The 26,418-nt window shown below is 63.8% G+C and carries 19 protein-coding genes and 4 tRNA genes; 21 read left to right on the top strand and 2 right to left on the bottom strand.

All coding sequences use genetic code 11. The annotated features are described in order from the left end of the window. Positions 1–34: 34 nt before the first annotated feature. From ACK2SD_RS17285 to ACK2SD_RS17195, 19 genes are all read left to right on the top strand, one after another. On the top strand, positions 35–799 hold the full coding sequence (locus ACK2SD_RS17285) for a class I SAM-dependent methyltransferase (protein WP_317871843.1): 765 nt from the start codon (positions 35–37) through the stop codon (positions 797–799). Positions 800–850: 51 nt separating this feature from the next. Next, a complete protein-coding gene (gene leuB / locus ACK2SD_RS17280; RefSeq protein WP_116887834.1) occupies positions 851–1,933 on the top strand; it encodes a 3-isopropylmalate dehydrogenase in 1,083 nt (360 codons plus the stop codon). 64 nt (positions 1,934–1,997) lie between these two features. Further along, complete coding sequence (gene asd / locus ACK2SD_RS17275) at positions 1,998–3,110, top strand: aspartate-semialdehyde dehydrogenase (protein WP_039576342.1); 1,113 nt, start codon at positions 1,998–2,000, stop codon at positions 3,108–3,110. A 109-nt stretch (positions 3,111–3,219) separates the two neighbouring features. Next, positions 3,220–4,224, top strand: coding sequence for an aspartate-semialdehyde dehydrogenase (locus ACK2SD_RS17270; protein WP_412460430.1), 1,005 nt, complete (start codon positions 3,220–3,222; stop codon positions 4,222–4,224). Between the two features lie 71 nt (positions 4,225–4,295). Next, on the top strand, positions 4,296–6,917 hold the full coding sequence (locus tag ACK2SD_RS17265) for a FimV/HubP family polar landmark protein (RefSeq protein WP_412460429.1): 2,622 nt from the start codon (positions 4,296–4,298) through the stop codon (positions 6,915–6,917). Between the two features lie 95 nt (positions 6,918–7,012). Further along, positions 7,013–7,867, top strand: a complete 855-nt coding sequence (gene truA, locus ACK2SD_RS17260) for a tRNA pseudouridine(38-40) synthase TruA (RefSeq protein ID WP_029614181.1) — start codon at positions 7,013–7,015, stop codon at positions 7,865–7,867. 59 nt (positions 7,868–7,926) lie between these two features. Next, complete coding sequence (locus tag ACK2SD_RS17255; protein WP_412460428.1) at positions 7,927–8,547, top strand: phosphoribosylanthranilate isomerase; 621 nt, start codon at positions 7,927–7,929, stop codon at positions 8,545–8,547. A 254-nt stretch (positions 8,548–8,801) separates the two neighbouring features. Continuing rightward, a complete protein-coding gene (gene accD / locus ACK2SD_RS17250; RefSeq protein ID WP_029614183.1) occupies positions 8,802–9,695 on the top strand; it encodes an acetyl-CoA carboxylase, carboxyltransferase subunit beta in 894 nt (297 codons plus the stop codon). Continuing rightward, positions 9,695–11,002 carry a bifunctional tetrahydrofolate synthase/dihydrofolate synthase gene (folC, locus tag ACK2SD_RS17245; protein WP_412460427.1) on the top strand — a complete coding sequence of 436 codons (1,308 nt, stop codon included), beginning with the start codon at positions 9,695–9,697 and terminating at the stop codon, positions 11,000–11,002. The genes accD and folC overlap by 1 nt, the downstream gene beginning before the upstream one ends. Further along, entirely contained in the window at positions 10,986–11,669 is a 684-nt protein-coding gene (locus tag ACK2SD_RS17240) for an SPOR domain-containing protein (protein WP_412460426.1), read from the top strand. The genes folC and ACK2SD_RS17240 overlap by 17 nt, the downstream gene beginning before the upstream one ends. 194 nt (positions 11,670–11,863) lie before the next feature. Then, the gene (locus ACK2SD_RS17235) at positions 11,864–12,418 is read left to right on the top strand and encodes a CvpA family protein (protein ID WP_412460425.1); all 555 of its coding nucleotides are present in this window, start codon (positions 11,864–11,866) and stop codon (positions 12,416–12,418) included. A gap of 41 nt (positions 12,419–12,459) precedes the next feature. After that, positions 12,460–13,965 carry an amidophosphoribosyltransferase gene (purF, locus tag ACK2SD_RS17230; RefSeq protein ID WP_295483573.1) on the top strand — a complete coding sequence of 502 codons (1,506 nt, stop codon included), beginning with the start codon at positions 12,460–12,462 and terminating at the stop codon, positions 13,963–13,965. Positions 13,966–13,989: 24 nt separating this feature from the next. Further along, complete coding sequence (locus ACK2SD_RS17225) at positions 13,990–15,201, top strand: O-succinylhomoserine sulfhydrylase (protein ID WP_029614186.1); 1,212 nt, start codon at positions 13,990–13,992, stop codon at positions 15,199–15,201. Continuing rightward, complete coding sequence (locus ACK2SD_RS17220; protein WP_412460424.1) at positions 15,198–15,971, top strand: SDR family oxidoreductase; 774 nt, start codon at positions 15,198–15,200, stop codon at positions 15,969–15,971. The genes ACK2SD_RS17225 and ACK2SD_RS17220 overlap by 4 nt, the downstream gene beginning before the upstream one ends. Positions 15,972–16,177: 206 nt before the next feature. Continuing rightward, positions 16,178–16,253: transfer RNA gene (locus ACK2SD_RS17215), tRNA-Val, on the top strand. Positions 16,254–16,331: 78 nt separating this feature from the next. Further along, a tRNA-Asp gene (locus ACK2SD_RS17210) sits at positions 16,332–16,408 on the top strand. Positions 16,409–16,506: 98 nt separating this feature from the next. Further along, positions 16,507–16,583: transfer RNA gene (locus ACK2SD_RS17205), tRNA-Asp, on the top strand. Positions 16,584–16,723: 140 nt separating this feature from the next. Continuing rightward, positions 16,724–16,800, top strand: a tRNA-Asp gene (locus tag ACK2SD_RS17200). Positions 16,801–16,994: 194 nt separating this feature from the next. Beyond that, the gene (locus ACK2SD_RS17195; RefSeq protein ID WP_412460423.1) at positions 16,995–17,852 is read left to right on the top strand and encodes a DUF2242 domain-containing protein; all 858 of its coding nucleotides are present in this window, start codon (positions 16,995–16,997) and stop codon (positions 17,850–17,852) included. Between the two features lie 187 nt (positions 17,853–18,039). On the opposite strand, the gene ACK2SD_RS17190 is transcribed toward ACK2SD_RS17195, so the two are convergent. Together ACK2SD_RS17190 and ACK2SD_RS17185 are read right to left on the bottom strand one after the other, a co-directional pair. After that, the gene (locus ACK2SD_RS17190; RefSeq protein WP_412460422.1) at positions 18,040–19,080 is read right to left on the bottom strand and encodes an AraC family transcriptional regulator; all 1,041 of its coding nucleotides are present in this window, start codon (positions 19,078–19,080) and stop codon (positions 18,040–18,042) included. A 1-nt stretch (position 19,081) separates the two neighbouring features. Beyond that, positions 19,082–20,200, bottom strand: a complete 1,119-nt coding sequence (locus tag ACK2SD_RS17185; protein WP_412460421.1) for a nitrilase-related carbon-nitrogen hydrolase — start codon at positions 20,198–20,200, stop codon at positions 19,082–19,084. A gap of 184 nt (positions 20,201–20,384) precedes the next feature. Between ACK2SD_RS17185 and ACK2SD_RS17180 the strand changes: the two genes are divergently transcribed. Then, positions 20,385–22,421 (top strand): FAD-dependent oxidoreductase, encoded by a 2,037-nt coding sequence (locus ACK2SD_RS17180; protein ID WP_412460420.1) that lies wholly within the window; start codon positions 20,385–20,387, stop codon positions 22,419–22,421. A 74-nt stretch (positions 22,422–22,495) separates the two neighbouring features. Continuing rightward, positions 22,496–26,404, top strand: coding sequence for a dermonecrotic toxin domain-containing protein (locus ACK2SD_RS17175; protein WP_412460419.1), 3,909 nt, complete (start codon positions 22,496–22,498; stop codon positions 26,402–26,404). Positions 26,405–26,418: the final 14 nt, after the last annotated feature.

Here is a 26,418-nt window from a genome sequence, read left to right as displayed (position 1 = left end):
CCGCATCTTGAAACGACCCATGAGGATCGACACCATGACCAGCAGCACCCACGCCGATGTGGTTCAGCGCCAGTTCGGCGAACAGGCCAGCGCTTATCTCAGCAGCCCCGTACATGCCCAGGGCACCGAGTTCGCTCTGCTGCAGGCTGAGCTGCAAGGCCAAGGCGCTGCGCGGGTGCTGGACCTGGGGTGTGGTGCCGGCCATGTCAGCTTCCAGGTGGCGCCCTTGGTGGCCGAGGTGGTGGCCTACGATCTCTCGCAGTCGATGCTCGATGTGGTTGCCAGTACGGCGGCGGCGCGTGGGTTGAACACTATCGTCACCGAGCGCGGCGCGGCCGAGCGTCTGCCATTCCCCGATGCCTCTTTCGAGTACGTCATCAGTCGTTATTCGGCGCATCACTGGAGCGACCTGGGCCTGGCCCTGCGGGAAGTGCGCCGGGTACTCAAGCCCGGTGGCGTGGCTGCTTTCATCGACGTCATGTCGCCGGGCAGCCCGCTGCTCGACACCTACCTGCAAAGCGTCGAAGTCCTGCGCGACACCAGTCATGTGCGCGATTACTCTGCCGACCAGTGGCTGCGCCAGGTCAGTGATGCGGGGCTGTTCACCCGCAGCCACAGCCGCCAGCGTTTGCACCTGGAATTCGCCTCCTGGGTCGAGCGCATGCGCACACCCGAGCCCATGCGCGTGGCCATCCGCCAGTTGCAGCGGGCCATGGGAGAGGAAGTGCGGCAGTATTATCAGATCCAAGCCGACGGCTCCTTCAGCACGGATGTCATCGTGCTGTGGGCCGAGCGCTAGCATTTCGGCGCGGCGCATCCAGCCGCGCCGCTTGAACGAATAGAGGAAAGCATGAGCAAACAGATTCTGATTCTCCCAGGTGATGGCATCGGCCCGGAAATCATGGCCGAGGCCGTCAAGGTGCTGAACCTGGCCAACGAAAAGTTTGGCCTGGGTTTCAGCCTGGCGCACGATGTGATCGGCGGCGCGGCCATCGACAAACACGGCGTGCCGTTGGCCGATGAAACGCTGGAGCGCGCACGCAACGCCGATGCTGTGCTGCTGGGCGCTGTCGGTGGACCGAAGTGGGACAAGATCGAGCGTGACATCCGTCCCGAGCGGGGCCTGCTGAAGATCCGCGCACAACTGGGCCTGTTCGCCAACCTGCGTCCGGCGATCCTCTACCCGCAACTGGCGCAGGCTTCTTCGCTCAAGCCGGAGATCGTGTCCGGTCTGGACATCCTCATCGTCCGCGAGTTGACCGGCGGTATCTACTTCGGCGCACCTCGTGGTCAGCGCGAGTTGCAGGGCGGCGAGCGTCAGGCCTACGACACCTTGCCGTACAGCGAGAGCGAAGTGCGTCGCATCGCCCGTGTCGGCTTCGACATGGCCCGCGTGCGCGGCAAGAAGCTGTGCTCGGTCGACAAGGCCAACGTCCTGGCATCCAGCCAGCTCTGGCGTGAAGTGGTCGAAGAGGTGGCCAAGGACTATCCGGACGTCGAGCTCAGCCATATGTACGTGGACAACGCCGCCATGCAGCTGGTCCGCGCACCCAAGCAGTTCGATGTGGTGGTCACCGACAACATGTTCGGAGACATCCTTTCGGACGAAGCTTCCATGCTGACCGGCTCCATCGGCATGTTGCCGTCTGCGTCGCTGGACGCCGACAACAAGGGCATGTACGAGCCGTGCCATGGCTCGGCGCCGGACATCGCCGGGCAAGGCATCGCCAACCCACTGGCGACCATTCTTTCGGTGTCCATGATGCTGCGCTACAGCTTCAACCAGCAGGTGGCCGCCGAGGCCATCGAGCGTGCCGTCAGCCTGGTGCTCGACCAAGGGCTGCGCACCGGCGACATCTGGTCGGCCGGTTGCACCAAGGTCGGTACCCAGGAAATGGGCGACGCAGTAGTCGCGGCTCTGCAGAATCTGTAATCTCTCTGGCCCGCCGTCGTTTCCCCTCGACGGTGGCCCACTTTTTAGCAAAGGTGTAGTTGCGATGAAACGTGTAGGTCTGATCGGTTGGCGCGGTATGGTCGGTTCCGTGCTCATGCAGCGGATGCTGGAAGAGCAGGACTTCGACCTTATCGAGCCGGTGTTCTTCACCACCTCCAATGTCGGCGGCCAGGGCCCGAACGTGGGCAAGGATACGGCGCCGCTCAAGGACGCCTATTCGATCGAAGAGCTCAAGACCCTCGACGTGATCCTGACCTGCCAGGGCGGCGACTACACCAACGAAGTCTTCCCCAAGCTGCGCGAAGCAGGCTGGCAAGGCTACTGGATCGACGCCGCGTCGTCCCTGCGCATGCAGGACGATGCAGTCATCATTCTCGATCCGGTCAACCGCAAGGTCATCGACCATCAACTGGACGCTGGCACCAAGAACTACATCGGCGGCAACTGCACCGTCAGTCTGATGCTGATGGGCTTGGGCGGGCTGTTCGAAGCCGGTCTGGTGGAGTGGATGAGCGCCATGACCTACCAGGCAGCCTCCGGTGCAGGCGCGCAGAACATGCGTGAGCTGATCCGGCAGATGGGCGGTATCCATGCCGCAGTAGCGGACGAACTGGCCAATCCCGCCAGTGCCATTCTCGACATCGACCGCAAGGTCGCCGAGACCATGCGCGGTGATGGCTTCCCCACCGAAAACTTCGGTGTGCCGCTGGCCGGTAGCCTGATTCCGTGGATCGACAAGGAATTGCCCAACGGTCAGAGCCGTGAGGAATGGAAGGCCCAGGCCGAAACCAACAAGATTCTCGGTCGCTTCAAAAGCCCGATTCCGGTCGACGGCATCTGCGTGCGGATCGGCGCCATGCGTTGCCACAGCCAGGCACTGACCATCAAGCTGAACAAGGATGTGCCGCTGGCCGATATCGAAGGCATGATCAGCCAGCACAATCCGTGGGTTAAGTTGGTACCCAATCAGCGCGAGATCAGCATGCAGGAACTGAGTCCGACTCAGGTCACTGGCACCCTGAACGTTCCGGTTGGCCGTCTGCGCAAGCTGAACATGGGCTCGCAGTACCTTGGGGCATTCACAGTCGGCGACCAACTGCTGTGGGGCGCAGCCGAACCGCTGCGCCGCATGCTGCGGATTCTTCTGGAGCGTTGATCGCTTCGGCGTGTCGAAAAACCCGTGCCGGGCAACCGCACGGGTTTTTTGTTTGTCTGTCAATCAAGTACAGTGCCGCTCCCGCCGTTCCCGTACAAGGATTCAAAGCATGAGCCAAGCCTTAGATATCGCCGTCGTCGGCGCCACCGGCAGTGTCGGTGAAGCCCTGGTGCAGATCCTCGAGGAGCTTCAGTTTCCAGTGGCAACCCTGCATTTGTTGGCGAGCATGGAGTCAGCGGGCAGCAGTGTGATGTTCGCCGGCAAGAAGGTCCGTGTGCGCGAAGTCGACAGTTTCGATTTTGCTCAGGTCAAGCTGGCGTTCTTCGCCGCTGGTGCGGCGGTGAGCCGCAGTTTTGCGAGCAAGGCGCGTGAGGCTGGGTGTTCGGTGATCGACCTCTCTGGCGGGCTCGAAGAGGCGTTGAGCATCGTACCGGAGGCCAACCCTGAGGCGCTGGACGGGCTAAAGCTGCCAGTGTTGGTGTCGAGCCCGAGCAGCGGTGCGATCGCCTTGGCGGTGGCGCTGGCACCGCTTCGAGGTGTGCTCGATATCGAGCGGATTCAGGTCATGGCCTGCCTGGCCGTGTCGTCGCAGGGACGCGAGGCCGTGAACGAACTGGCCAGACAGACTGCCGAGTTGCTCAACGCACGCCCTCTAGAGCCGCGCTTCTTCGATCGGCAGGTGGCGTTCAACCTGCTGGCGCAAGTGGGCGCTACCGATGAGCAGGGGCACGGCACCCTGGAGCGGCGCTTGGTCAGTGAGAGTCGCGTGCTGTTGGGGCTGCCTGAACTGAAGATTTCTGTGAGCTGCGTTCAAGTCCCAGTGTTTTTCGGCGATAGCTTCAGTGTGTCCGTACAAAGCCGAATTCCCGTGGATGTGCAGGCGGTCAAGCTGGCGCTGGATGGCGCTGCCAGCGTCGAACGCGTGGAGAATGACGATTATCCGACGCCAGTGGGTGACGCAGTGGGGCAGGACGTGGTCTATGTTGGTCGTGTACGCCAGGGAATCGACGCGGATCACCAACTCGATCTGTGGTTGACGACCGACAACGTGCGCAAGGGCGCGGCCCTCAACGCCGTACAATTGGCGCAATTGTTGATTAAAAAAATGGCGTAAAAGATACTGGCCAGCACATTTGTCCTATGCCTGGCAGGTATTGGGGACGATTCATACAAGGGAACAGGTCCATGCTTCGAATTCGCAAATTGGTTCTGGCTATCGCGGCCGCTTCGGCGCTGTCGTCCGGCATGGCCAATGCACTCGGTCTTGGCGAGCTGACCCTCAAGTCGGCGCAGAACCAGCCGCTGGACGCCGAGATCGAGCTGCTCGATGTACGCGACCTGACCCCTGCGGAGGTGGCGCCTAGCCTGGCGCCCGCCGAGGAGTTCGCCAAGGCTGGCGTGACGCTACCGGCCTATCTGCAGGACCTGAGCTTCACCCCGGTGATCAACCCCAACGGCCGCAGCGTGCTGCGTGTCACCTCCAGCAAGCCGCTGCCCGAGCCTGTCATCAAGTTTCTGGTGCAAGTGATGTGGCCGCAAGGGCGACTGCTGCGTGACTACAGCGTTGCGCTCGATGCGCCGCAAGCTGCCACTGCCGCGCCAGCGCAGGGAACTGTCAACCCGGCGACCACTGCGGGCAGCTATACCACCCGTCAGCGTGACACGCTCTGGCAAATCGCTGCGCGCAATACCCAGGGCGGCTCGATTCAACAAACCATGCTGGCGATCCAGGCTTTGAATCCTGACGCCTTCATCGGTAACAACATCAACCAGCTCAAGACCGGCCAGGTGCTGCGCCTGCCGGATCAGCAGCAGATCCGCGCCATCCCCCAGGGCGAAGCGATTCGTGAGGTGGCCGAACAGTACGCCGCCTGGCGCGAAGGACGGCGCCTGGGGCCTCGCGCTCGGCAATTGGACGCGACCCGTCGTGGCGCCGCCGATGCTGCACCGGCGCGGATTGCCCAAGGCGATAACCTGCGCCTGGTCTCACCGAATAACCAAGGTGCGGCGAATGACGCCAAGGCCCTCAGCGACAAATTGGCGGTCGCTCAGGAGAGCCTGGATACCAGTCGCCGTGACAACGAAGAACTGCAGAGTCGAATGACCGATCTGCAAAGCCAGTTGGACAAGCTGCAGCGCCTGATCGAACTGAAGAATGATCAACTGGCGCGTCTGCAGGCTCAAGGTGACGCGGCGCCGGCCGCTACGGTCGCGCCGCCGCCGGTCGAGCCTGCGGTGAATGCCCAACTGACGCCTGCCGAACCTGTGGTCGTCCCCCCTCCGGCTGCGGTCGATACCGCGCCGGTGCCGGAGCCAGAGACCGCTGCTCAGCCCCAGACCGAACCGAGCATGCTCGACGATCTGCTGGGTAATCCGTTGTTGCTGGGACTGTTGGCCGGTTCGGCGTTCCTGGTCCTGCTGCTGCTGTTGCTGCTTCTGGCGCGCAAGCGCAAGGCGCAGCAAGAGGCGGAAAAACATCTGCGCATGGCACGGGCGCTGGCCGAGGACGATGAGCGTGGGCCGGACCCAGACTTGCCGCCAGGCAGCTTCGATGGCCTGGACGTGTCTGCCCCCACGGTGACCCTGTCGCCGGCGGTGGTGGCGGCCTCTGCAGCGGCCGCCGCCGCGGCTGAGAAGCCGGTCGCTGCCAGTGCGCCTGTGGTTGCCGATCGCTATGCCGCACTGTTGGCCGAGGTCGATGACAGTGTCGCCAAGGGGCGTCTGAACCACGCCGCTAGCCTGCTTGAACCTGTTGTGGCTGCTGAGCCGCAGCGCAGCGACCTGCGCCTGAAGTTGATGGAGGTCTATGCGCGTCAAGGCGATCAACACGCCTTTGCCGAGCAGGAGCACCAATTGGCCGACACCCCGGAGAATCAGGGTGAAGTCGAAGGCATCAAGCAGCGTTACCCGGCCATGGTTGCCGTCGTGGCTACGGCGGCAGCCGTCGGGCTCGGCGCCGCCGCTTTGGCAGCAGAGCAGGATGAGCAATACGTCCAGGAGCTGTTGCAGGACCCAGAGCCGCTAGTCGAGGCGCAGCCTGAGCCTGAGCCCGTGCAAGCCGTCGAGCCCGCGCCGCAGGACGCGAGCGAAGCTGACGTCGAATCCATCACGGCCACGCCGGATTTGGGCGACGACTTCGACCTGAGCCTGGATGACGACCTGCTGTTGGACGAGCCGCTCAACGCGCCGGTGCTCGACGCCCCAGAAGCACCGCAGGCCGACCAGATGCAGAGCGGCGCAGACGACGATTTCGAGGCGCTGCTGGCGCAGGCTCAGGCGCAGTCCCAGCCGCAGCCACTGGATGATCTGGCGGACTTTGACCTGGATGTCGCTGAGCCTGCTGCCGCCACGCCAGCCGCAGACAGCGAGACGCCCGTTGATGTCGCTGCCGAGCTTGCAGCGTTCGACGAGATTCCTGAGTTCGATCCGATTTCCGAACTGGAACTGCCGGAGGACTTCGACCTGTCGTTGTCGCTGGATGACGAAACACCCGCCGACAAGCATTTCGCGTCTGAGCTCGATGATGTCAACGCCGAGCTGGACAAGCTTTCGCAGAGTCTGGCGTCGCCTTCGCTGGAACCGCACTTCACCGCCGAGGATGCGGCGCTCGAGCCCGAAGCCCTGGACGACCTGGATTTCGATTTCTTCTCCGGGACCGATGAGGTGGCGACCAAGCTGGACCTGGCGCGTGCCTACATCGATATGGGGGACCATCAGGGCGCCCGTGACATCCTCGATGAAGTGGTCAAGGATGGTGACGATACCCAGCGTCAGGAAGCTGAGGACATGCTCTCGCGTCTGGTCTGACAGGCAGCGTGCTTGAAGGGGATGACGGCAGCCCAGTGGGCTGCCGTTTTCTTTATAATGGCCGCCTTTCGATCAGTTCCACAGGTTTGGCTTTCTTGGACATCAACGACATCGAGGCGGCCGAGTCGGCCGCCGAAGGCTACTCGCGCATCGCCCTGGGCGTGGAATACAAAGGGTCGCGCTATCGCGGCTGGCAGCGTCAGGCCAGCGGCGTGCCCAGTGTCCAGCAGGCGCTGGAGCAGGCGTTGTCGAAGGTCGCCGACGCGCCGATCAGCGTGGTGTGCGCCGGGCGCACCGATGCCGGTGTGCACGGTTGTGGTCAAGTGGTGCATTTCGACACGTGCGCGGTGCGCGACGAGCGCGCCTGGACCTTGGGCAGCAATTTCAACCTGCCCCACGACATCAGTGTGGTCTGGGCGCGGCCAATGCCTGCGCACTTTCACGCACGATTCAAGGCGACCGCTCGGCGCTACCGCTACGTGATCTACAACGATCCGATCCGTCCGGCGCACCTGGCCGAGGAAGTGACCTGGAATCATCGCCCGCTGGACATCGCCGCGATGGCCCAGGCGGCCGAGTATCTGCTCGGCACTCATGACTTCAGCGCGTTTCGCGCCAGCCAGTGTCAGGCGAAGTCGCCGATCAAGCATATCCATCACCTGCGTGTGACGCGCCACGGCCGCATGATCGTGCTGGATGTGCGTGCCACCGCTTTCCTGCATCACATGGTGCGCAACATCGCCGGCGTGCTGATGACCATCGGCGCCGGCGAGCGGCCGGTGGAGTGGGCGCGGCAGGTGCTGGAAGGGCGCAATCGGCGCGAAGGTGGCGTCACCGCCCACCCCTACGGCCTTTATCTGGTGCAGGTGGAGTACCCGGACGAGTTCGCGCTACCGCAGCGTTACATCGGTCCACACTTTCTCACCGGCTACGAGTCGCTGTCCGACTGACGGGTGATACGTCATTTGCTAACATCCGGCCCTTCACCGATCACCCAGGGTTGTCGTCCATGAGTAACGTGCGCACCAAGATCTGTGGCATCACCCGCATCGAGGATGCCCTGGCGGCTGCCGAGGCGGGAGCCGACGCCATCGGCTTCGTGTTCTATGCCAAGAGCCCGCGCGCGGTGGATGTACGCCAGGCCCGGGCCATCATCGCCGCGCTGCCGCCTTTCGTCACCACCGTGGGCCTGTTCGTCAATGCTTCGCGTTGCGAACTGAGCGAGATCCTCGAAGTGGTCCCGCTGGACCTGCTACAGTTCCACGGCGATGAAACACCGGCCGATTGCGAGGGGTACCATCGTCCGTGGATCAAAGCGCTGCGCGTGCGCCCAGGCGACGATCTGCAGGCGGCCTGCGAGCACTACCATGGCGCCCGCGGCATTCTGCTCGATACCTACGTGCCGGGTGTGCCGGGCGGTACGGGTGAGGCGTTCGACTGGTCGCTGGTGCCGGCAGGCCTGGGCAAGCCCATCATTCTGGCCGGAGGGTTGTCGGCGGGTAACGTCGCTCAGGCGATTCGCCAGGTTCGACCCTATGCGGTCGATGTCAGTGGCGGGGTCGAGCAGGCCAAGGGCATCAAGGATGCGGGCAAGATCGATGCCTTCCTCGAGGCGGTCAGGCTGGCATGAGCTTGGATGTGACGGTTGGCCGTGCGCCATCGTCCATAGCTATCGCAGCGCGATGCTGCCCGGCCGGCCCTGCGGGGCGGGCCATCAGAACACGCGGCGCCGCGGGCGTCGGCGTACAGGTTGAAGGTGGAGTGGTGCAACGGGTGGTCCCGTTGGCCGGTCCATCATCGTTTTGAACACGATTTTGAGCTCAAGGGTCGGGGCAGGGCAGGCGACAGTCAGCCCGCCACCGGCCGGAACGGGAGAAATAGAGCATGAGCAACTGGTTGGTAGACAAACTGATCCCTTCGATCATGCGTTCCGAGGTGAAGAAGAGCTCGGTACCGGAAGGCCTGTGGCACAAGTGCCCATCCTGCGAAGCCGTGCTGTATCGTCCGGAGCTGGAAAAAACCCTCGACGTCTGCCCCAAGTGCAATCATCACATGCGCATCGGTGCCCGTGAGCGTATCGATATCTTCCTCGATGCCGAAGGGCGTGCCGAATTGGGTGCCGACCTGGAACCGGTCGACCGTCTGAAATTCCGTGATGGCAAGAAGTACAAGGACCGCCTGACCGCTGCTCAGAAGCAGACGGGCGAAAAAGATGCCCTGGTGTCGGTCAGTGGAACGCTGATGGGTCTGCCGGTTGTCGTCAGTGCCTTCGAGTTCTCGTTCATGGGCGGTTCCATGGGCGCCATCGTCGGTGAACGGTTCGTCCGCGCTGCAAACCATGCGCTGGAACACCGTTGCCCGATGATCTGCTTCTCCGCCTCGGGTGGTGCGCGCATGCAGGAAGCGCTGATCTCGCTGATGCAGATGGCCAAGACCTCTGCGGTGCTGGCACGTCTGCGTGAAGAAGGCATTCCGTTCATTTCGGTGCTGACCGATCCGGTCTACGGCGGTGTATCGGCCAGTCTGGCCATGCTCGGCGACGTCATCGTTGGCGAGCCCAAGGCGCTGATCGGCTTCGCCGGCCCACGCGTGATCGAGCAGACCGTGCGCGAAAAGCTTCCCGAGGGCTTCCAGCGCAGCGAATTCCTACTGGAGCACGGCGCCATCGACCTGATCATTTCGCGTCAGGAACTGCGTCCGCGCCTGGCCCGACTGCTGGCGCAAATGACCGGCCAGGCCACGCCTGAGCAGGCCCAAGAAGCGGCCGTCGTCGCGTGATGAGCGAGCGTGCCCTGGGCGAGTGGCTCGCTTACCTGGAACAACTGCATCCCTCGGCCATCGACATGGGCCTCGAGCGATGCCGGCAGGTGCTGGCGCGCCTCGACCTGGGGCGCCTGGCTGCGCGAGTGGTGACGGTAACCGGCACCAATGGCAAAGGCTCGACCTGTGCCTTCGTCGCCGCGCTGTTGCGCGCCCAGGGGCTCAAGGTGGGGGTCTACAGCTCGCCGCACCTGGTGCGCTACAACGAGCGGGTACAGATCGATGGCAACGAGGCCAGCGACCGTGACCTGTGTCGGGCCTTCGCTGCCGTAGAGGCCGCGCGTGGCGAAATCTCCCTGACCTATTTCGAGATGGGTACCCTGGCGGCCTTCTGGTTGTTCAGGCAGTCGTCCTTGGATGCCGTGGTGCTCGAAGTGGGGCTGGGCGGGCGTCTGGATGCCGTCAACCTGATCGACGCCGACCTGTCGTTGGTGACCAGTATCGGCGTGGACCATGTCGACTATCTGGGCGATACCCGGGAGCAGGTGGCCTTCGAGAAGGCCGGTATCTTCCGCCAAGGCACGCCAGCCTTGTGCGGCGATCTCGACCCGCCCCAGCCGCTACTGGATAAAGTGGCCGAATTGGCTTGCCCGTTCTTCTTGCGCGGGCGCGATTTCGATCTGGCGAGCACTGACGCACATTGGCAATGGCGTGGTACCACGCTCAGGGGCGAGGCGGTGGAGTTGGTCGATCTGCCCCAGCTCGACTTGCCGATGGAGAACGCAGCCCTGGCAGTGCAGGCGTACCTGCTGATGGATCTGCCCTGGGTTGCGTCGGATATCGCCCAGGCGCTGCTGGGTACCCGCATGACCGGCCGCCTCGACCGTCGCACGGTGACGTGGCGCGGCCAACGGTTGGAATTGCTCCTGGATGTCGGCCACAACCCCCACGCTGCCGAGTACCTGGCACGCCGCTTGGCCACCCGGCCTGTCTCCGGGCGCCGCCTGGCGGTGTTCGGGCTGCTGGCGGACAAGGATCTCGAGGGCGTGGTCGCACCGTTGCTGCCGCTGATCGATTCCTGGGCGGTGGCGCCGCTTGAGACGCCGCGCAGTCGCACCGGGCAGGAGCTTGCCATGGCCTTGACGAACCACGGCGCGACGGTGAAGTCATATGCCAGTGTCGCCGCTGCCCTCGAGGGGCACTGTGCGCAGGCAACGGCAGATGACCAGATCCTGCTGTTCGGTTCGTTTTTCTGCGTCGGCCAGGCCCTCGAATGGCTTGAGCGGCAGGCCCTGGAGGATGGAGTAGATGGCAGTGCTGGATAAGGGAATGAAGCAGCGCATGGTGGGTGCGCTGGTGCTGGTGGCGCTGGCGGTGATCTTCCTGCCCATGCTGTTCACCCGAGAGGACGAGATGCGCCAGGTGCATGTCGAAGTGCCTCAAGCCCCGGCGATGCCAAGCCCGTCCGAGGTCAAGGTCGAGCCGGTCCAAGTGCCTGAGCCTCAGCCGTTGCCCGATCTTTCCGAGCAGGCGCCGGTGGTGGTCGATGAGTCCACATCGCCTCCCAGCGCTCCCAGCCAGCCGATCACGCCGTCGCCGTCGCAGAACGCCCAGCCCGCCGCCGCGAAGCCTCAGGCGCCCGTTGCCGAGGCCAAGGTCGAAAGTCGTGCTGCACAACCGGCTGCCCAGCCCCCTGCGGCCAGTGCAACGGCCAGCAAGCCGACGGCTGCTTCCAAGGTCGATGCCAATGGTTTGCCGGTGAGTTGGTCGATCCAATTGGCCAGCCTGTCCAATCGTGCAGGCGCCGACACTCTGCAGAAAACCCTGCGCAGCCAAGGCTACAACGCCTACATCCGCTCCAGCGGTGGACTGAATCGGGTATTCGTCGGCCCGATCATCGACCGTACCGAAGCCGAGCGTCTACGCGATACGATCAACCGCCAGCAGAGCCTCAAGGGCATCGTGGTGCGTTTCCAGCCTGAGCGCGGTTGAGTCCATGCGGCCCTGTTCAGCCTGCGCTCAAGCGTCGGCCGAACAGGGCCTTTTTGTGCGCGCGGGTGGGGTGCCAAGGCTTGTTAAGTTGTCTTGGGAGTCAAGCTGCAAGCCTGCAACGGCGTGACTTTCCGCTTACCCCACGCCCTATGCTCTGCTAAAATGCGCCGCCTCAAACGTCTGCAGGCCGTACCGTGGCATTTACCTGGGTTGATTGGGCGATCATCGCGATCATCGCCATTTCCTCACTGATCAGTCTCAAGCGCGGTTTCGTCAAGGAAGCCTTGTCCCTGCTCATCTGGATCGTTGCCGGCGCGGTGGCGTGGATGTTCGGCGGGTCTCTGTCGCAGTACCTGGAAAGCTATATCCAGACGCCTTCGGCACGGGTCATCGCAGGCTGCACCATGCTCTTCATCGCCACGCTGCTGGTGGGGGCGATGATCAATTTCCTCATCGGCGAGCTGATCCGCGTGACCGGGCTGTCCGGCACCGATCGCTTTCTCGGCATGGCCTTCGGCGCTGCGCGCGGAGGCTTGCTGGTGGTGGTGGCCGTCGGGCTGCTCAGCCTGGGGCCGGTACAACAGGATTCGTGGTGGCAGGAATCACGCCTGATACCACAGTTTCTATTGGTCGCCGACTGGTCGAAGAACCTGATCCTGGGCTTCGCGGGTCAGTGGATGTCCAATGGGATCAGCTCACCGGTTGATCTTCCGTTCAAGGAACAGTTGCTCGGACCTTCCCGGCCCTGAGCGCTTTTCACTCCGTTTCATCAAAGTAGGGGTTGCGTCGCATGTGTGGCATCGTCGGTATCGTCGGTAAGTCGAACGTCAATCAGGCGCTGTATGACGCGCTAACGGTCCTCCAGCACCGCGGCCAGGACGCTGCCGGTATCGTGACCAGCCATGATGGCCGGTTGTTCCTGCGCAAGGATAATGGCCTGGTGCGCGATGTATTCCAGCAGCGCCACATGCAGCGCCTGGTCGGTCACATGGGCATCGGCCACGTGCGCTACCCCACGGCGGGCAGCTCGACTTCGGCCGAGGCCCAGCCGTTCTATGTCAACTCGCCGTATGGCATCACCTTGGCGCACAACGGCAACTTGACCAACGTCGAGCAGTTGGCCAAGGAGATCTACGAGTCCGACCTGCGCCACGTCAACACCAACTCCGACTCGGAAGTGCTGCTCAACGTGTTTGCCCACGAGCTGGCCGTACGCGGCAAGCTGCAGCCGACCGAGGACGATGTGTTCGCGGCGGTTTCCCATGTGCACAGCCGCTGTGTCGGTGGCTACGCCGTGGTGGCGATGATCACCGGCTACGGTATCGTCGGTTTCCGTGACCCCAACGGCATTCGTCCGGTGGTCTTCGGCCAGCGCCACACCGACGAAGGCGTCGAGTACATGATTGCCTCCGAAAGCGTGGCCCTGGACGTGCTGGGCTTTACCCTGATCCGCGACCTGGCGCCGGGCGAAGCGGTGTACATCACCGAAGACGGACAGATGCACACCAAGCAGTGCGCTGATGCCCCCCTGTTGCAACCGTGCATCTTCGAGCACGTCTACCTGGCCCGCCCCGACTCCATCATGGATGGCGTGTCGGTGTACAAGGCGCGTCTGCGCATGGGTGAGAAGCTGGCCGACAAGATCCGTCGCGAGCGCCCCGAGCACGACATCGACGTCGTCATCCCGATTCCGGACACCAGCCGCACCGCAGCCCTGGAACTGGCCAACCACCTGGGCGTGAAATTCCGTGAAGGCTTCGTCAAGAACCGTTACATCGGCCGCACCTTCATCATGCCTGGCCAGGCGGCACGCAAGAAGTCGGTACGGCAGAAGCTCAATGCCATCGAATTGGAATTCCGTGGCAAGAACGTGATGCTGGTGGACGACTCGATCGTGCGCGGCACCACCTGCAAACAGATCATCCAGATGGCCCGCGAGGCCGGGGCGAAGAATGTCTACTTCTGCTCCGCAGCGCCCGCTGTACGCTACCCCAACGTCTACGGCATCGACATGCCGAGCGCTCACGAGCTGATCGCCCACAACCGTACCACTGAACAGGTGGCCGAGTTGATCGGCGCCGACTGGCTGATCTATCAGGACCTCCCGGACCTGATCGACTCGGTCGGTGGCGGCAAGATCAAGATCGAGCATTTCGATTGCGCGGTGTTCAACGGTGAGTACGTCACCGGCGACATCGACGACGTCTACCTGGAGCGGATCGAACAGGCGCGCAATGACGCTGCCAAGGTCAAGACCCAGGCCGTCAGCGCGATCATCGACCTGTACAACAACTGATCTGCACTTTGTGAGGAGTACGGCATGACGGATCAATGGGAGGCCGGACGGCTGGACAGCGACTTGGAGGGTGTCGGTTTCGACACCCTGGCAGTGCGCGCCGGCCAGCACCGGACGCCTGAGGCCGAGCACAGCGAAGCGCTGTTCCTGACCTCCAGCTATGTGTTCCGTACCGCAGCCGATGCGGCTGCGCGGTTTGCTGGTGAAACGCCAGGTAACGTCTATTCGCGCTACACCAACCCGACGGTGCGCGCCTTCGAGGAGCGCCTGGCGGCGATGGAGGGGGCCGAGCAGGCCGTGGCCACCTCCACGGGCATGGCGTCGATTCTGGCCGTGGTCATGTCGCTGTGCAGCGCTGGCGATCATGTGCTGGTGTCGCAGAGTGTCTTTGGCTCGACCATCAGCTTGTTCGAGAAGTACTTCAAGCGTTTCGGCCTGCAGGTGGACTACGTGCCGCTGGTCGACCTGGGTGCCTGGAAGAGTGCGCTGAAGACCAACACCAAACTGTTGATCGTCGAGTCGCCGTCCAATCCACTGGCCGAGCTGGTGGATATCCGCGCGCTGGCCGATATCGCCCACGCCGGTGATGCGATGCTGGTGGTGGACAACTGCTTCAGCACGCCAGCGCTGCAGCAGCCTCTGAAGCTGGGCGCCGACATCGTCTTCCATTCCGCGACCAAGTTCATCGACGGCCAGGGCCGTTGCATGGGCGGTGCGGTAGCCGGGCGTGCCGAGCAGATGAAGGAAGTGGTGGGTTTCCTGCGCACCGCAGGCCCGACGCTCAGCCCCTTCAATGCGTGGATCTTCACCAAGGGCCTGGAGACGCTCAAGCTGCGCATGCGTGCGCACTGCGAGAGCGCTCAGGCCTTGGCCGAATGGCTGGAGCGCCAGGACGGTATCGAGAAAGTGCATTACGCGGGTCTGCCCAGCCATCCCCAGCATGAGTTGGCCAAACGGCAGATGAGTGGCTTCGGCGCGGTCGTCAGCTTCGAGGTCAAGGGTGGCAAAGAGGGCGCCTGGCGCTTCATCGACGCCACTCGGGTGATCTCCATCACCACCAACCTGGGTGACAGCAAGACCACCATTGCCCATCCGGCAACCACTTCCCATGGTCGCCTGACGCCACAGGAGCGCGAAGCTGCCGGTATTCGTGACAGCCTCATTCGCGTGGCCGTGGGGCTGGAAGACGTGGCCGATCTGCAGGCCGATCTCGCCCGCGGCCTGGCCGCGCTGTGATCGACTGGCCAGGTGAGGCGCCCGACCACAACGGTCGGGTCGCCTTGGTGACCGGTGCCGCGCGCGGCATTGGTCTGGGCATCGCCGCCTGGCTGATCTGCGAAGGCTGGCAAGTGGTGCTCACCGACCTGGATCGCCCACGCGGCGCCAAGGTGGCCAAGGCACTGGGCAGCAATGCCTGGTTCATCGCCATGGATGTGGCCGACGAGTCCCAGGTCATCGCGGGCGTCGCCGAGGTGCTCGGCCAGTTCGGTCGTCTGGATGCGCTGGTGTGCAACGCGGCCATCGCCAATCCCCACAACCACACCCTGGAAAGCCTCAGCCTGGCGCAGTGGAACAGGGTGCTGGCGGTCAACCTCAGCGGTGCGATGCTGCTGGCCAAGCATTGTGCACCGTACCTGCGTGCCCACGGCGGTTCGATCGTCAACCTGGCGTCGACCCGCGCCCGTCAGTCTGAACCGGATACCGAGGCCTATGCCGCGAGCAAGGGTGGCCTGGTTGCCCTGACCCATGCCTTGGCCATCAGCTTGGCGCCGGAGATTCGCGTCAACGCGGTGAGCCCCGGCTGGATCGACGCACGCGACCCGTCGCAGCGCCGCGCCGAGCCTTTGAGCGACGCCGACCACGCCCAGCACCCGGCAGGTCGGGTAGGGACTGTGGAGGATGTGGCTGCGCTGGTGGCCTGGTTGCTGTCGCGTCAGGCCAGCTTCGTCACCGGCCAGGAGTTCGTGGTCGACGGCGGCATGACCCGCAAGATGATCTACAACTGAGCGGCAAGTTTTAAGCGGCAAGCTACAAGTAGGAGCGCTGTCGAGCCTGCCGGCGCGTTCACATGCGATCAGGCTTTTTCTCGTCACTTGCGGCTTGAAGCTTTTCGCTGTTTTTGAAAAAAACTCAACAGGGCTATTGACTTAGCTTCGGCACCTGCGTAAATTTCGCGGCCTCAGCGAAGCAAACGCAACAAGCAACATCGCGGGGGTGATTAGCTCAGCCGGGAGAGCATCTGCCTTACAAGCAGAGGGTCGGCGGTTCGATCCCGTCATCACCCACCACTTCCTGAGAGTTCCTGGACCGGAACGCTTCCAACGAAGCTTTCCAGCAGAGAGGAACAGGACGCAAGTCCACTATGCGCAGCGGTAGTTCAGTCGGTTAGAATACCGGCCTGTCACGCCGGGGGTCGCGGGTTCGAGTCCCGTCCGCTGCGCCACTTCTTCAACGGATGGGTGAGATTCACCGGTCCGTGGTCATAAGGCAAATCCTTAAGGCCAGATCCTAGTTTCAAGCAGGCCTCGGCCTGTGAGATACGCAGCGGTAGTTCAGTCGGTTAGAATACCGGCCTGTCACGCCGGGGGTCGCGGGTTCGAGTCCCGTCCGCTGCGCCATCTTATGCTTCGAAGCCCTAGAACTCTTCGAGGCGGCAATCAAGGCGATGAAACGAGTCGCCTTTTTTGTGCCTGCAACGCCAGCGTCTTGCGCCGGCGAGCAGATCCCAGTTTCAAACAGGCCATGGCCTGTGCGATACGCAGCGGTAGTTCAGTCGGTTAGAATACCGGCCTGTCACGCCGGGGGTCGCGGGTTCGAGTCCCGTCCGCTGCGCCATATTCGCCTCGAGGTCACTGAACGCCTCGAAGCTCAAATCAAGCGACCTGAGAGTCGCTTTTTTTGTGCCTGCCATTAGAGGCCTGGCCAAAACCTTGCAGGTGCGATGCTGAACGCATCTTCATCGACCGGCGGTTCCTGCCATCGAGGGATGTGTTGCACAATACGCCCCATTCGTTTACCCGGAATCGACAATGTCCAGATCTAATGTCTGCGTAGCGCTCGGGCTGGCCCTGACGCTGGCGGGCCTCGCCGGCTGCGCCACGAAGAAGGCAGCGGTCTACGAGCATGAAAACTTCGCCGACTCAGGCACCTTCTCGCGCACCTTCGCGGTGGGGGAGGCCGGTTCATGCGAGGCCGCGCGCCGAGCCTTGCTGAGCCAGGGCTACATCATCACCAGCAGCGATGCCAATCAGGTGGCAGGCAACAAGAGTTTCCAGCAGAACGCCGAGAACCATCTGCAGATCAGCTTCAACATCACCTGCGTGCCGGACAGCAACGACGAGCAGCGCTCGACCATCTTCGCCAACGCCTTGCAGGACCGCTACGCCCTGAAGAAATCCAACACCTCGGCCAGTGTCGGTGTGGGCGTGCTGGGCTCGTTGTCGATGCCTATCGGCTCCACCGACGATTCCATGGTCAAGGTCGCCAGCGAAACCGTGTCCTCGCCGCAGTTCTACGACCGCTATTTCGCGTTGGTGGAGAACTACCTGCCCAAGCCGCGCACGTCGAGCAGGCTCGAGCCGCAGGCCGAAGCACCAAAGGCGCAACAACCTGCGCAGGTGTTGGGACTGCCGGAGCCCGTGGGGCTGACACCGGCCAATCCTCCGGCAGCGGCGGCGGCACCGGTCAGCCCCGTCCAGGCGGTCCCGCAAAGTCCAGTCGCGCCTGCACCGGTGCCTACGGCGAATCAGACCTCGGCAGCCCCAGCCCTCGACGACAGTCAAGGTTCCCAGCCCGTGGCGCCGCCGGCCGATCCCGCGCCCCTCCAGGTGCAGTCTCCAGCGCCCGCCAGCGACGAGCAGACCGCACCGCTGCAACAGAGCGAGTGAACCTCTCGCTGATGTCCTCGCTCATATGTTTGTCATGATGTTTTAACCTGGCCCGCTTAGCGTGACGGCCACAGACGAGAAGATGAGCGAGAGGACGCAGGCCCATGGACGATTATCAGGAAGAGTTGCTCGAGTTCCAGGCGTACGAACTGGACATCCCCGAGCAGGCAGAAGACGCCACCGAGCTTTAACCCATTCGCCGCTGCTGGCGGCGAAACTCCCCCGGCGTCAGGCCCGTCCAGCGCTTGAATGCGCGCTGGAAGGCCTCTGCCGAAGCGAACCCCAACAGATAGGCGATCTCCCCGAAGGCCAGCGCGGTATCGCGGATGTAGGTCTGCGCGAGGTCGCGTCGTGTGTCGTTGAGCAGGCTACGGAAACTCGTGCCCTCTTCAGCGAGCTTGCGCCGCAAGGTCCAACTGGGCATGTGCAACTGTTGCGACACCTGCTCCAAGTCAGGCTCGCGTCCACCGCTGAGCAAGGGGCCCAGCAGATGAATGATGCGCTCGCTCAGGCTGCGCACACGGGTGCGCTGTACCCACTCGGCCTCGCACAGTTGCAGCAAATGTCGCCAGGTGCTGGGGCAGTGCTGCGGATTGCGCGCATCGAGCACCTCGTGGGCAAGGTGCAGTTGATTGCAGCCGGCATCGAACTGCACGGGCGCACTGCACAGGCTTTGATACTGGGTGCAGTACGCAGGCGCTTCGAACTCGATGTCCAAACGGTCAGCGATGGCGGGTGTGCCCGTTACGGCTGACAGTTGCGCCAGCCACCCGGAAAGCACCGAGTCGACGACGAAGCGGTTATAGGCGTTGTAGGGGCTGATCGAGTAGAACCGCAGCCAGGCGCCCTGTGGGTCTTCGATGAACGCAGAGCTGCCCCGGTAGTTGGCGGCATACAGTGGCTCGAAACGCAGCAGTGTGCGCGCCGCTTCGCGCACGGTCGGTGCCTGCGCGGCGGTCACTCCGGCCAGGCCTGCCTGCGCCAGCCGGCTGAGGCGGCCCATGTGCAGACCCAGCGCCGGCTCGCCACACAGCTCGATGGCCGCATGACCCAGGTGCATGTAGCGCGGGATCGACAGGCGTGCCCCGGCCTCATCCAGGCGCGGTGCATCCAGGCCGTAGCGCTGTAGCAAGGGTGCCGGATCATGGCCCAGTTCACGCATGGCTTGGGTCAAAGGCTGGACGAATCCGACTGACAGATCACCCAGGCGCACGCGCTCGCGCATCAATCTACAGCCACAGGTTCAGCAGGCGCGCGCCCGGGCTCGGTCGGCCCATCAACTGCTCGCCTGCCTGGTTGGCGAAACCCTGGCCGTCGCTGCCCAGCTCCCAGAACTGTCCACGCATGAACACGCTGAGGCTGGGCAGGCCAGGGTTGGCCGCTCGGGTCAACTGGTGCCACGCCATCTCTTCGCTGGTCTGGCCCTTGGCCAGCGGCAACTCGGCCGCCGCAGCTTGATGGCGATTGCCCCGCCACGGTTGTTGCCAACTGCCCTTGCCGCTGAGAAATACGGGGTTGGCGATCAATTGTGCCGATTGGCGCACCAGTTGTTCGTGGTTGCGCGGGTACCAACTGTCGCTGCCGACCAGCACCCCCAGGCGTCCGGCCGGGGTCTGCAGCACGCGCAATGGGCGTGACTGGCCATCGTCGATGTAACGCCGTGCTTCACTGTCGACATACTGCTGCAACTGCGGTTGCCCAAGCGGCGAGCCGTCACTGGCGAACACCAGGCTGCTGTTGTACAGCGGGCCGCTGCCGACCTTGAGTCGGCCCTCTTCGACGTAGGGCGCTGGCAGCACGATGGAGCCGGCCACCAGGGTGACGCCGAACTCGCGGGCCAGACCGCCGAAGAGCTGTTGATAGTCGGCCGCCATCTGCCGCGCCTTCATGCGCAGATGCGCGTCTGAGCGACGGTCGCCGCCGGTCGCGGCCAGCATGGCCAGGCCGTAGTGCAAGGGGTTGCTCAATTCCAGCCACTGCCAGGCGTCGCGCAAGCGAGTGACCTGGTACAGCTCGTTCTTCTCGCCGCGCGCCCACAGCCAGGTGCCGATGTGCTCGGGCAGCACCACCACCGTGCGCGAGCTGACCAGGCCCTGATCACGGGCTTGACTCAGGTAAGCCGAGAGCTTGCGGTGCAGGCGTTCGAGGTTTTGGTAGTCGCTAGGGTAGAGCAGCGGCTCGATCCCCAGCAGATTGCCACGATCGCCAGGCACGCCTTGGTCGAGCCCCCGCTCGATGCGCAGGTCGGAGAGGTAGTGGCCTTCCGGGCGCTGCTGGGTCCAGAACGCGTAGCCACACAGGGCGGCGATCATCACCAGCGCCAGGGCGCTTGCCAGAAGTTTGCGCATGAAGCGATACGGCACCTTGAAAGGACGGTGTCCTAGGGTAGTCGTGCTGCACGTCAGGATCAACGAATTGTCAGTTTCGATCATTGAGCCCGTTCAAACGCCTGTTTAATGTCACTGCCAGACAACCGACGGGGCCCGAACGAGGCGCCCGCATTCCGTGATCATGCCCTCTGTGGAGACCTCCATGGCCGCTCAACACTATCCCCACCTGCTGGCCCCTCTCGACCTGGGCTTCACTGTACTGCGCAACCGCACCCTGATGGGCTCCATGCATACCGGCTTGGAAGAGCGTCCCGGCGGCTTCGAGCGCATGGCCGCCTATTTTGCCGAGCGTGCGCGCGGCGGCGTCGGTCTGATGGTGACCGGCGGCATCGCACCGAATGACGAAGGCGGCGTGTACGCCGGTGCCGCTAAGCTCAGCACCGAACAGGAGGCCGAACAGCATCGTCTGGTCACTGACGCGGTGCATGCCGCAGGCGGCAAGATCTGCTTGCAGATCCTGCACGCCGGACGCTACGCCTACAGTCCCCGTCAGGTCGCCCCGAGTGCGATCCAGGCGCCGATCAACCCGTTCAAGCCCAAGGCGCTGGACGAAGAGGGCATCGAGAAGCAGATAGGCGATTTCGTCAACTGCGCGCGCCTGGCCCAGTACGCGGGTTACGACGGGGTCGAGGTGATGGGCTCGGAAGGCTACTTCATCAATCAGTTCCTCGCCGCCCGCACCAACCAGCGTACCGACCGCTGGGGTGGCAGCTATGAGAACCGCATGCGCCTGGCGGTGGAGATCGTGCGCCGGGTGCGCGAAGCGGTGGGCCGCGAATTCATCATCATCTTCCGCCTGTCGATGCTCGACCTGGTCGAAGGTGGCAGCGACTGGGCGGAAATCGAGCAACTGGCCAAGGCCATCGAGCAGGCGGGCGCAACGCTGATCAACACCGGTATCGGCTGGCACGAGGCACGGATCCCGACCATCGCCACCAAGGTGCCGCGGGCGGCGTTCAGCAAGGTCACTGCCAAGCTGCGCGGCGCGGTGGGCATCCCGTTGATCACCACCAATCGCATCAACACCCCGGAGGTGGCCGAGCGGGTACTGGCCGAGGGCGACGCCGACATGGTGTCCATGGCCAGGCCTTTCCTCGCCGATCCCGAATTCGTCAACAAGGCCGCGCAGGGGCGCGCGGCAGCGATCAACACGTGCATCGGCTGCAACCAGGCCTGCCTGGATCACACCTTCGGTGGCAAGCTCACCAGTTGCCTGGTCAACCCACGCGCCTGCCACGAGACCGAGCTGAACTATCTGCCGGCGGCCGTGGCCAAGCGCATCGCCGTGGTGGGCGCCGGTCCCGCTGGGATGGCAGCGGCCAGCGTGGCGGCCCAACGCGGTCATCAGGTGACCCTGTTCGACGCGGCAGCTGAGATCGGTGGCCAGTTCAACGTGGCCAAGCGTGTGCCGGGCAAAGAGGAGTTCAACGAAACCCTGCGCTATTTCGCCCACCAACTGACTCAGACCGGTGTGCATCTGCGCTTGAACACGCGGGTGGGTGTCGACGACCTGGTGGCAGGCGGTTTCGACGAGGTGATCCTGGCCACCGGTATTACTCCGCGTACCCCGTCCATCCCCGGTATCGAGCATGCCAAGGTGCTGAGCTACCTGGACGTGCTGCTTGAGCGCAAGCCGGTGGGTGAGCGCGTGGCGGTGATTGGCGCAGGCGGCATCGGCTTCGATGTGTCCGAGTACCTGGTGCACGCTGGCACCGCCACCAGCCTCGACCGAGAGGCGTTCTGGCGCGAATGGGGGATCGACACCGATCTGCGCGCCCGTGGTGGTGTAGCGGGGATCCACCCCGAGCCGCAGGCGCCGGCACGGCAGGTCTACTTGCTGCAACGCAAGAAGAGCAAGGTCGGCGACGGCCTGGGCAAGACCACTGGCTGGATTCATCGCACCGGCCTGAAGAACAAGCAGGTGCAGATGCTCAACGCCGTGGACTACCTGAAGATCGACGACGAAGGCCTGCACATACGCATTGCTGACGGCGAGCCGCAGGTGCTGGCGGTGGACAATGTGGTCGTCTGCGCCGGCCAGGAGCCCTTGCGCGAACTGCAGGACGGGTTGCTGGCCAGGGGCCAATCGGTACACCTGATCGGCGGCGCCGATGTGGCCGCCGAACTCGACGCCAAGCGCGCCATTGACCAAGGTTCGCGGCTGGCCGCCGCCTTGTGAGGGCTCTACATAGTTAGCACCGGCGGCGGTTGGGCCCTCGGCAAGCTCCAGGCTTTTCGCTTGGAGAGTGCCTCATGTCCTCGCTCGATCTGTCCGCCGCGCTGCTGGCGCAACTGCCAGAGGGTCTGCCCGACGTCCACGGTCTGCCGTCGCTCGACACGGCGGCCCGTGCCTTGTTCGAAGCCCGCCTGCCCGGCGTGCTCGACCTCGATCTCTACCTGCTGCAGCTAGGCCCTGCCGATGAATCGGGGCAACGCGCAGTGCTCGCGGCCCGTTCGTTGTTCGAGTTGCTGCAACAGGCTCGTCAGGGGCAGCCGGCGGCGCCAGGCGACTTCGAGCCGGCTGACGCGGCGCTGTCGTTGCGTGCCGATGCCGTACAGTTGCCCGAGACGTTGCCTGGCCTGACCCTGGAGCAACTGCGTGAGGCGTTGCAGCCGATCGATGTGCAGCGTGTCGCGGCGCGCTGGGCGGCTGACGCATCCACCTATTGGGACGTGCCGCAACGCGTGTCCGAGAACAGTCGACGCTTGGCCTTGCAGATTCAGGTGCGCCAAAGCCTGCGCGAGACCGTGGAATTGTTCGCAGCGGCTGGATGGATCGCGCCTGAGGCTGTGACGCTGGTCGAGGACATCGTTGCGCACCCGCGTCTGGTTGATCGCAGCACCCGACGCGGTGTCTATGCACTGGTCGCGCGGACCTGGGGCGATGGCCAAGAGGTGCTTTTGCCAGGTGTGATGGCGGTGTGCACCGAGCCTGCGGGCTATCAGCCAGCGCTCGGTCGAGTGACCGAACGGCAGACCCTGACCGGTACCACGGTGCTCTATTGCACCGGCTATTTCGGTTTCGTGCGAGCCCATGCGCACTTGCAGGAGGCGTTGCATGGGGTGGCGATGGCATTGGCGGGGCAGGGGCCTTGGTTGCAGGCGCTGCTGCGTCGATTGGGCGCTGTCGATCAAGCGCGGATCCTTGGCGAGCGCGCCCGCTTGGGCGGTGGCTTCGAGCTGTTCGCTCGGCCCATCGACGACAACCCGTTCGAAGCCCTGGCCGAGCAGCAGATCGCCGCCTGGCGCAGCAATGCGATGGCGAACGGACTTTCGCTGTGGAACCCGCAACTGGGGCTGGATGCATCACCCCCGCGTGCACTGCACGACGTGCAGGCCTTCGTTGCACATCGACAGGCGTTGCGTGCCCAGTTGCCGATGGGCCTGCGCGAGCTCACTGCCACGCGTCAGGCGCAGTTGGACACGTTGATTCTGTCGCTACTGGAACAGCAGGCCCAGGCCGAGCGCTTTTGGCTGGCACTGCCGTCTTTCGAGACCTTCGCCCGTCAACGCATTGCTGATGCCTTGGCCGCACGCGGCTTGGCCATCGATCCGGTGCAGGTCAAGGTGATGATCACCATCACACAGTTCTCAGCAGAGAGGGTCGGTTCGGAGCTTGCGCCCGGCGTCGAGCCCGAGCGGGGGCATGTCCAAGCCAGCGTGGTCGAGTGCACGCTGGTGGAGTACCTGGCGATGCGCATGCATGCACGTGCCGATGCCACCTGGCAGGTCCAGTTCGAGGGCCTTACGCTCGTCCAGGCCGCACGCCTGAACGCGTCCTATCTGGAGACGCTGGGGCAGCAACTCGATTTGCCTGGACGCTATGCGCAGTTGCTCACCGATGCGATGCGGCCGACCACGCAGGCGGGGTTCGAGGCGAGCCGCACCGCTGCGCTGTCGCAGTTCGAAACGCGGTTGCGCCTGGATGCGTTGTTGGCCAACGCCTGTGGCGTGCTCGACGACTCGGGGCATAGGCTAGTGCTCGAGGTGCTTGCGCCCTCCGAGTCGCCACGCAGTGGCGCACGGGTGGAGGGCCTGGCGATCGGTGGTAACTCGCTGCGGGACGTGCTGATCTTCTCCAGTCGTGGTGAGTCTTCCATCCTCTGCTATTTTCCGGATCACCCGTCTGGGCAGCCATTCAGGCGCTGCCAGTCGCGCAGCGCGCTGGTCGCGATACTGCGCCAGGAACTGGCGGGAATCGGCATGCCATCAGCCTGGCAGGCAACGCTGCGGTACTGGCTGTCGCGTTTCGGCAAGCATCAGCAGGCTGCCGTCTATCCCCTGTTGCGGCTAATCGCCGAAGGCAAGGGTGGAGCGCAGATCGCCTCGGTCGTGATCGACAAGCCACTCGCGCAGCAGGTCTTCGATTATCGGCTCGCCTTCCTGGCTGCCGAAGCCGACAGCTTGGCCTTATCCGAGGCAGAACTGGCGCTTGAGCGTGGCTTGGAAATCGCCGTGGCGATTTTTCGTCTGCTCAGCGTGGTGTTTCCGGCGCGCGTGATGACGGTATTAGACCTGGCCGAGTTAGGCTACTACCTGTTCAACGGCTATGCCGCCTACGCTCAAGGCCAGCGTCAAGAGGCAGGCGAATACGTGATACAGGCCCTGACCAGCATCACCGGGCTGGCCAATGCCCGTTTTCCCACGCTGATCCCGGCAGCGCGCGCTCAGGCTCCGGTACGTCTGCAGTCGGTGGGCGCGCGTCTGAGCTTGACGCCGGTGCCGAGCTCACCGGCCATGTCCGGGCTGGTGCGGATCGAAACAGGAGTACGCGAAGGCCTGTTTGCCGCCGACGGCAAGCTCCACGTCCGGCTGGACGGCCGCTACTACCGGGTCTATGAGGTACACGACAGCCTGGAGGGCATCTCGCGTTTCTACCTGGGCGACGGTCAGGGTCCGCTGGCCCGTTCGCTGTTTTCCAATCCTGATACGCGTGTCGAGCGCATTGCTGGCTCGCCGCGTTGGCACGTCATGCCGAAGCTGCAACTGCGCGCCGGCATGCCGATGGTGCCGGTAGGGCGGGCACCGGCACTGCTGCATCTACGTGGGATCAACAGCAGTCAGGTGCGCGATGGTGTCGAGCATCGTCTGCACGATGGTCAGCGCAGTCAATTGGTGTATTTCGACCTGGATACCTGTCGCTGGTATTCGGCCGACAACCGATTGTTCTATGAATACGATGCGTTGGCCGCCCGTCATCGCAGCGTTACCAGGCCCACGCGCTTGCCCAGTGAACTCGAACGCCAGCAGGCACGTTACGAGTTGGAGTGCGTCGATCGCCCGGTATTGCCGATGCTCAAGTCGGCGGCGCTGGGCGAGGCAGTGCCCAAGGCCATTCATCAGATATGGATCGGTAGCGCCGCTGCGCTGATCGCTGCCCACGATGCCACGCTCAAATCCAATGTGGCGTTGGCCCGACAAAGCGGCTACAGCCTGCAGGTGCATTTTCTGGGTGAGGGGGGGCGGCTGCGGACCTTGACGCAATTGACCCGCCTGCGTCTGCGTTACCCCGGCGCGACATTCGTCAGCCTGGCCGGCGAAGCGTTCTATACCCCGTTCAAAGCCAGCGCTCAGGGGCGAGTGTTCGACGCTTTTCTGCAACCACAGTGGCGTAATCACGCTGCAGCCAGCGACGTGTTGCGCTACCGCTTGCTGTTCGAACTGGGCGGGGTGTACCTGGACATGGACGACCGCCTGCTCAAGCCGCTCGAAACGATCAGCCTGCGGCCGGGACAGCTGGCTGTTGGCGCGGTGGTGGAAAACTATCTGCTCATGCTCAAAGGGCCGAACAACAGCCACTTCGCCAGCCTGGCAGGGAATCCGTTGCTCGACGCGATGCAGGCCGAAATCGTTCGGCGTTTCGACCAAGCACGGTTGCCCGAACAGCGTCCACTGCACGATCAGCCCGGCTTCACCGCGTACATGCGGGAGATTTCCGCGATCAGCGGTCCACGGTTGTTCAACGACATGCGCCATCTGGCCGATGTCGAGATCGCTGCCGTGGACGCAGCCAAAGGCTATGTTTTCGATCTGATCGGGCAAGGCGTGTTGGCCGAGCGCGAGGTGATGCAGTGGATCGAAAGCGCCGAGGTGCTGCACCCGACGCTGGAGCGCTTCATCGATGTGGGTAATGCGCACAGTTGGCGAACCACCCGGCGTTGAGCTGTTAATCTTGG

Origin of the sequence: Pseudomonas sp. SC11, assembly GCF_047039205.1 — a bacterium.
Lineage (GTDB): Bacteria > Pseudomonadota > Gammaproteobacteria > Pseudomonadales > Pseudomonadaceae > Aquipseudomonas > Aquipseudomonas boreofloridensis.
Note: the sequence above shows the minus strand (reverse complement) of the source record. Positions and strands in the feature narration are given on the sequence as shown.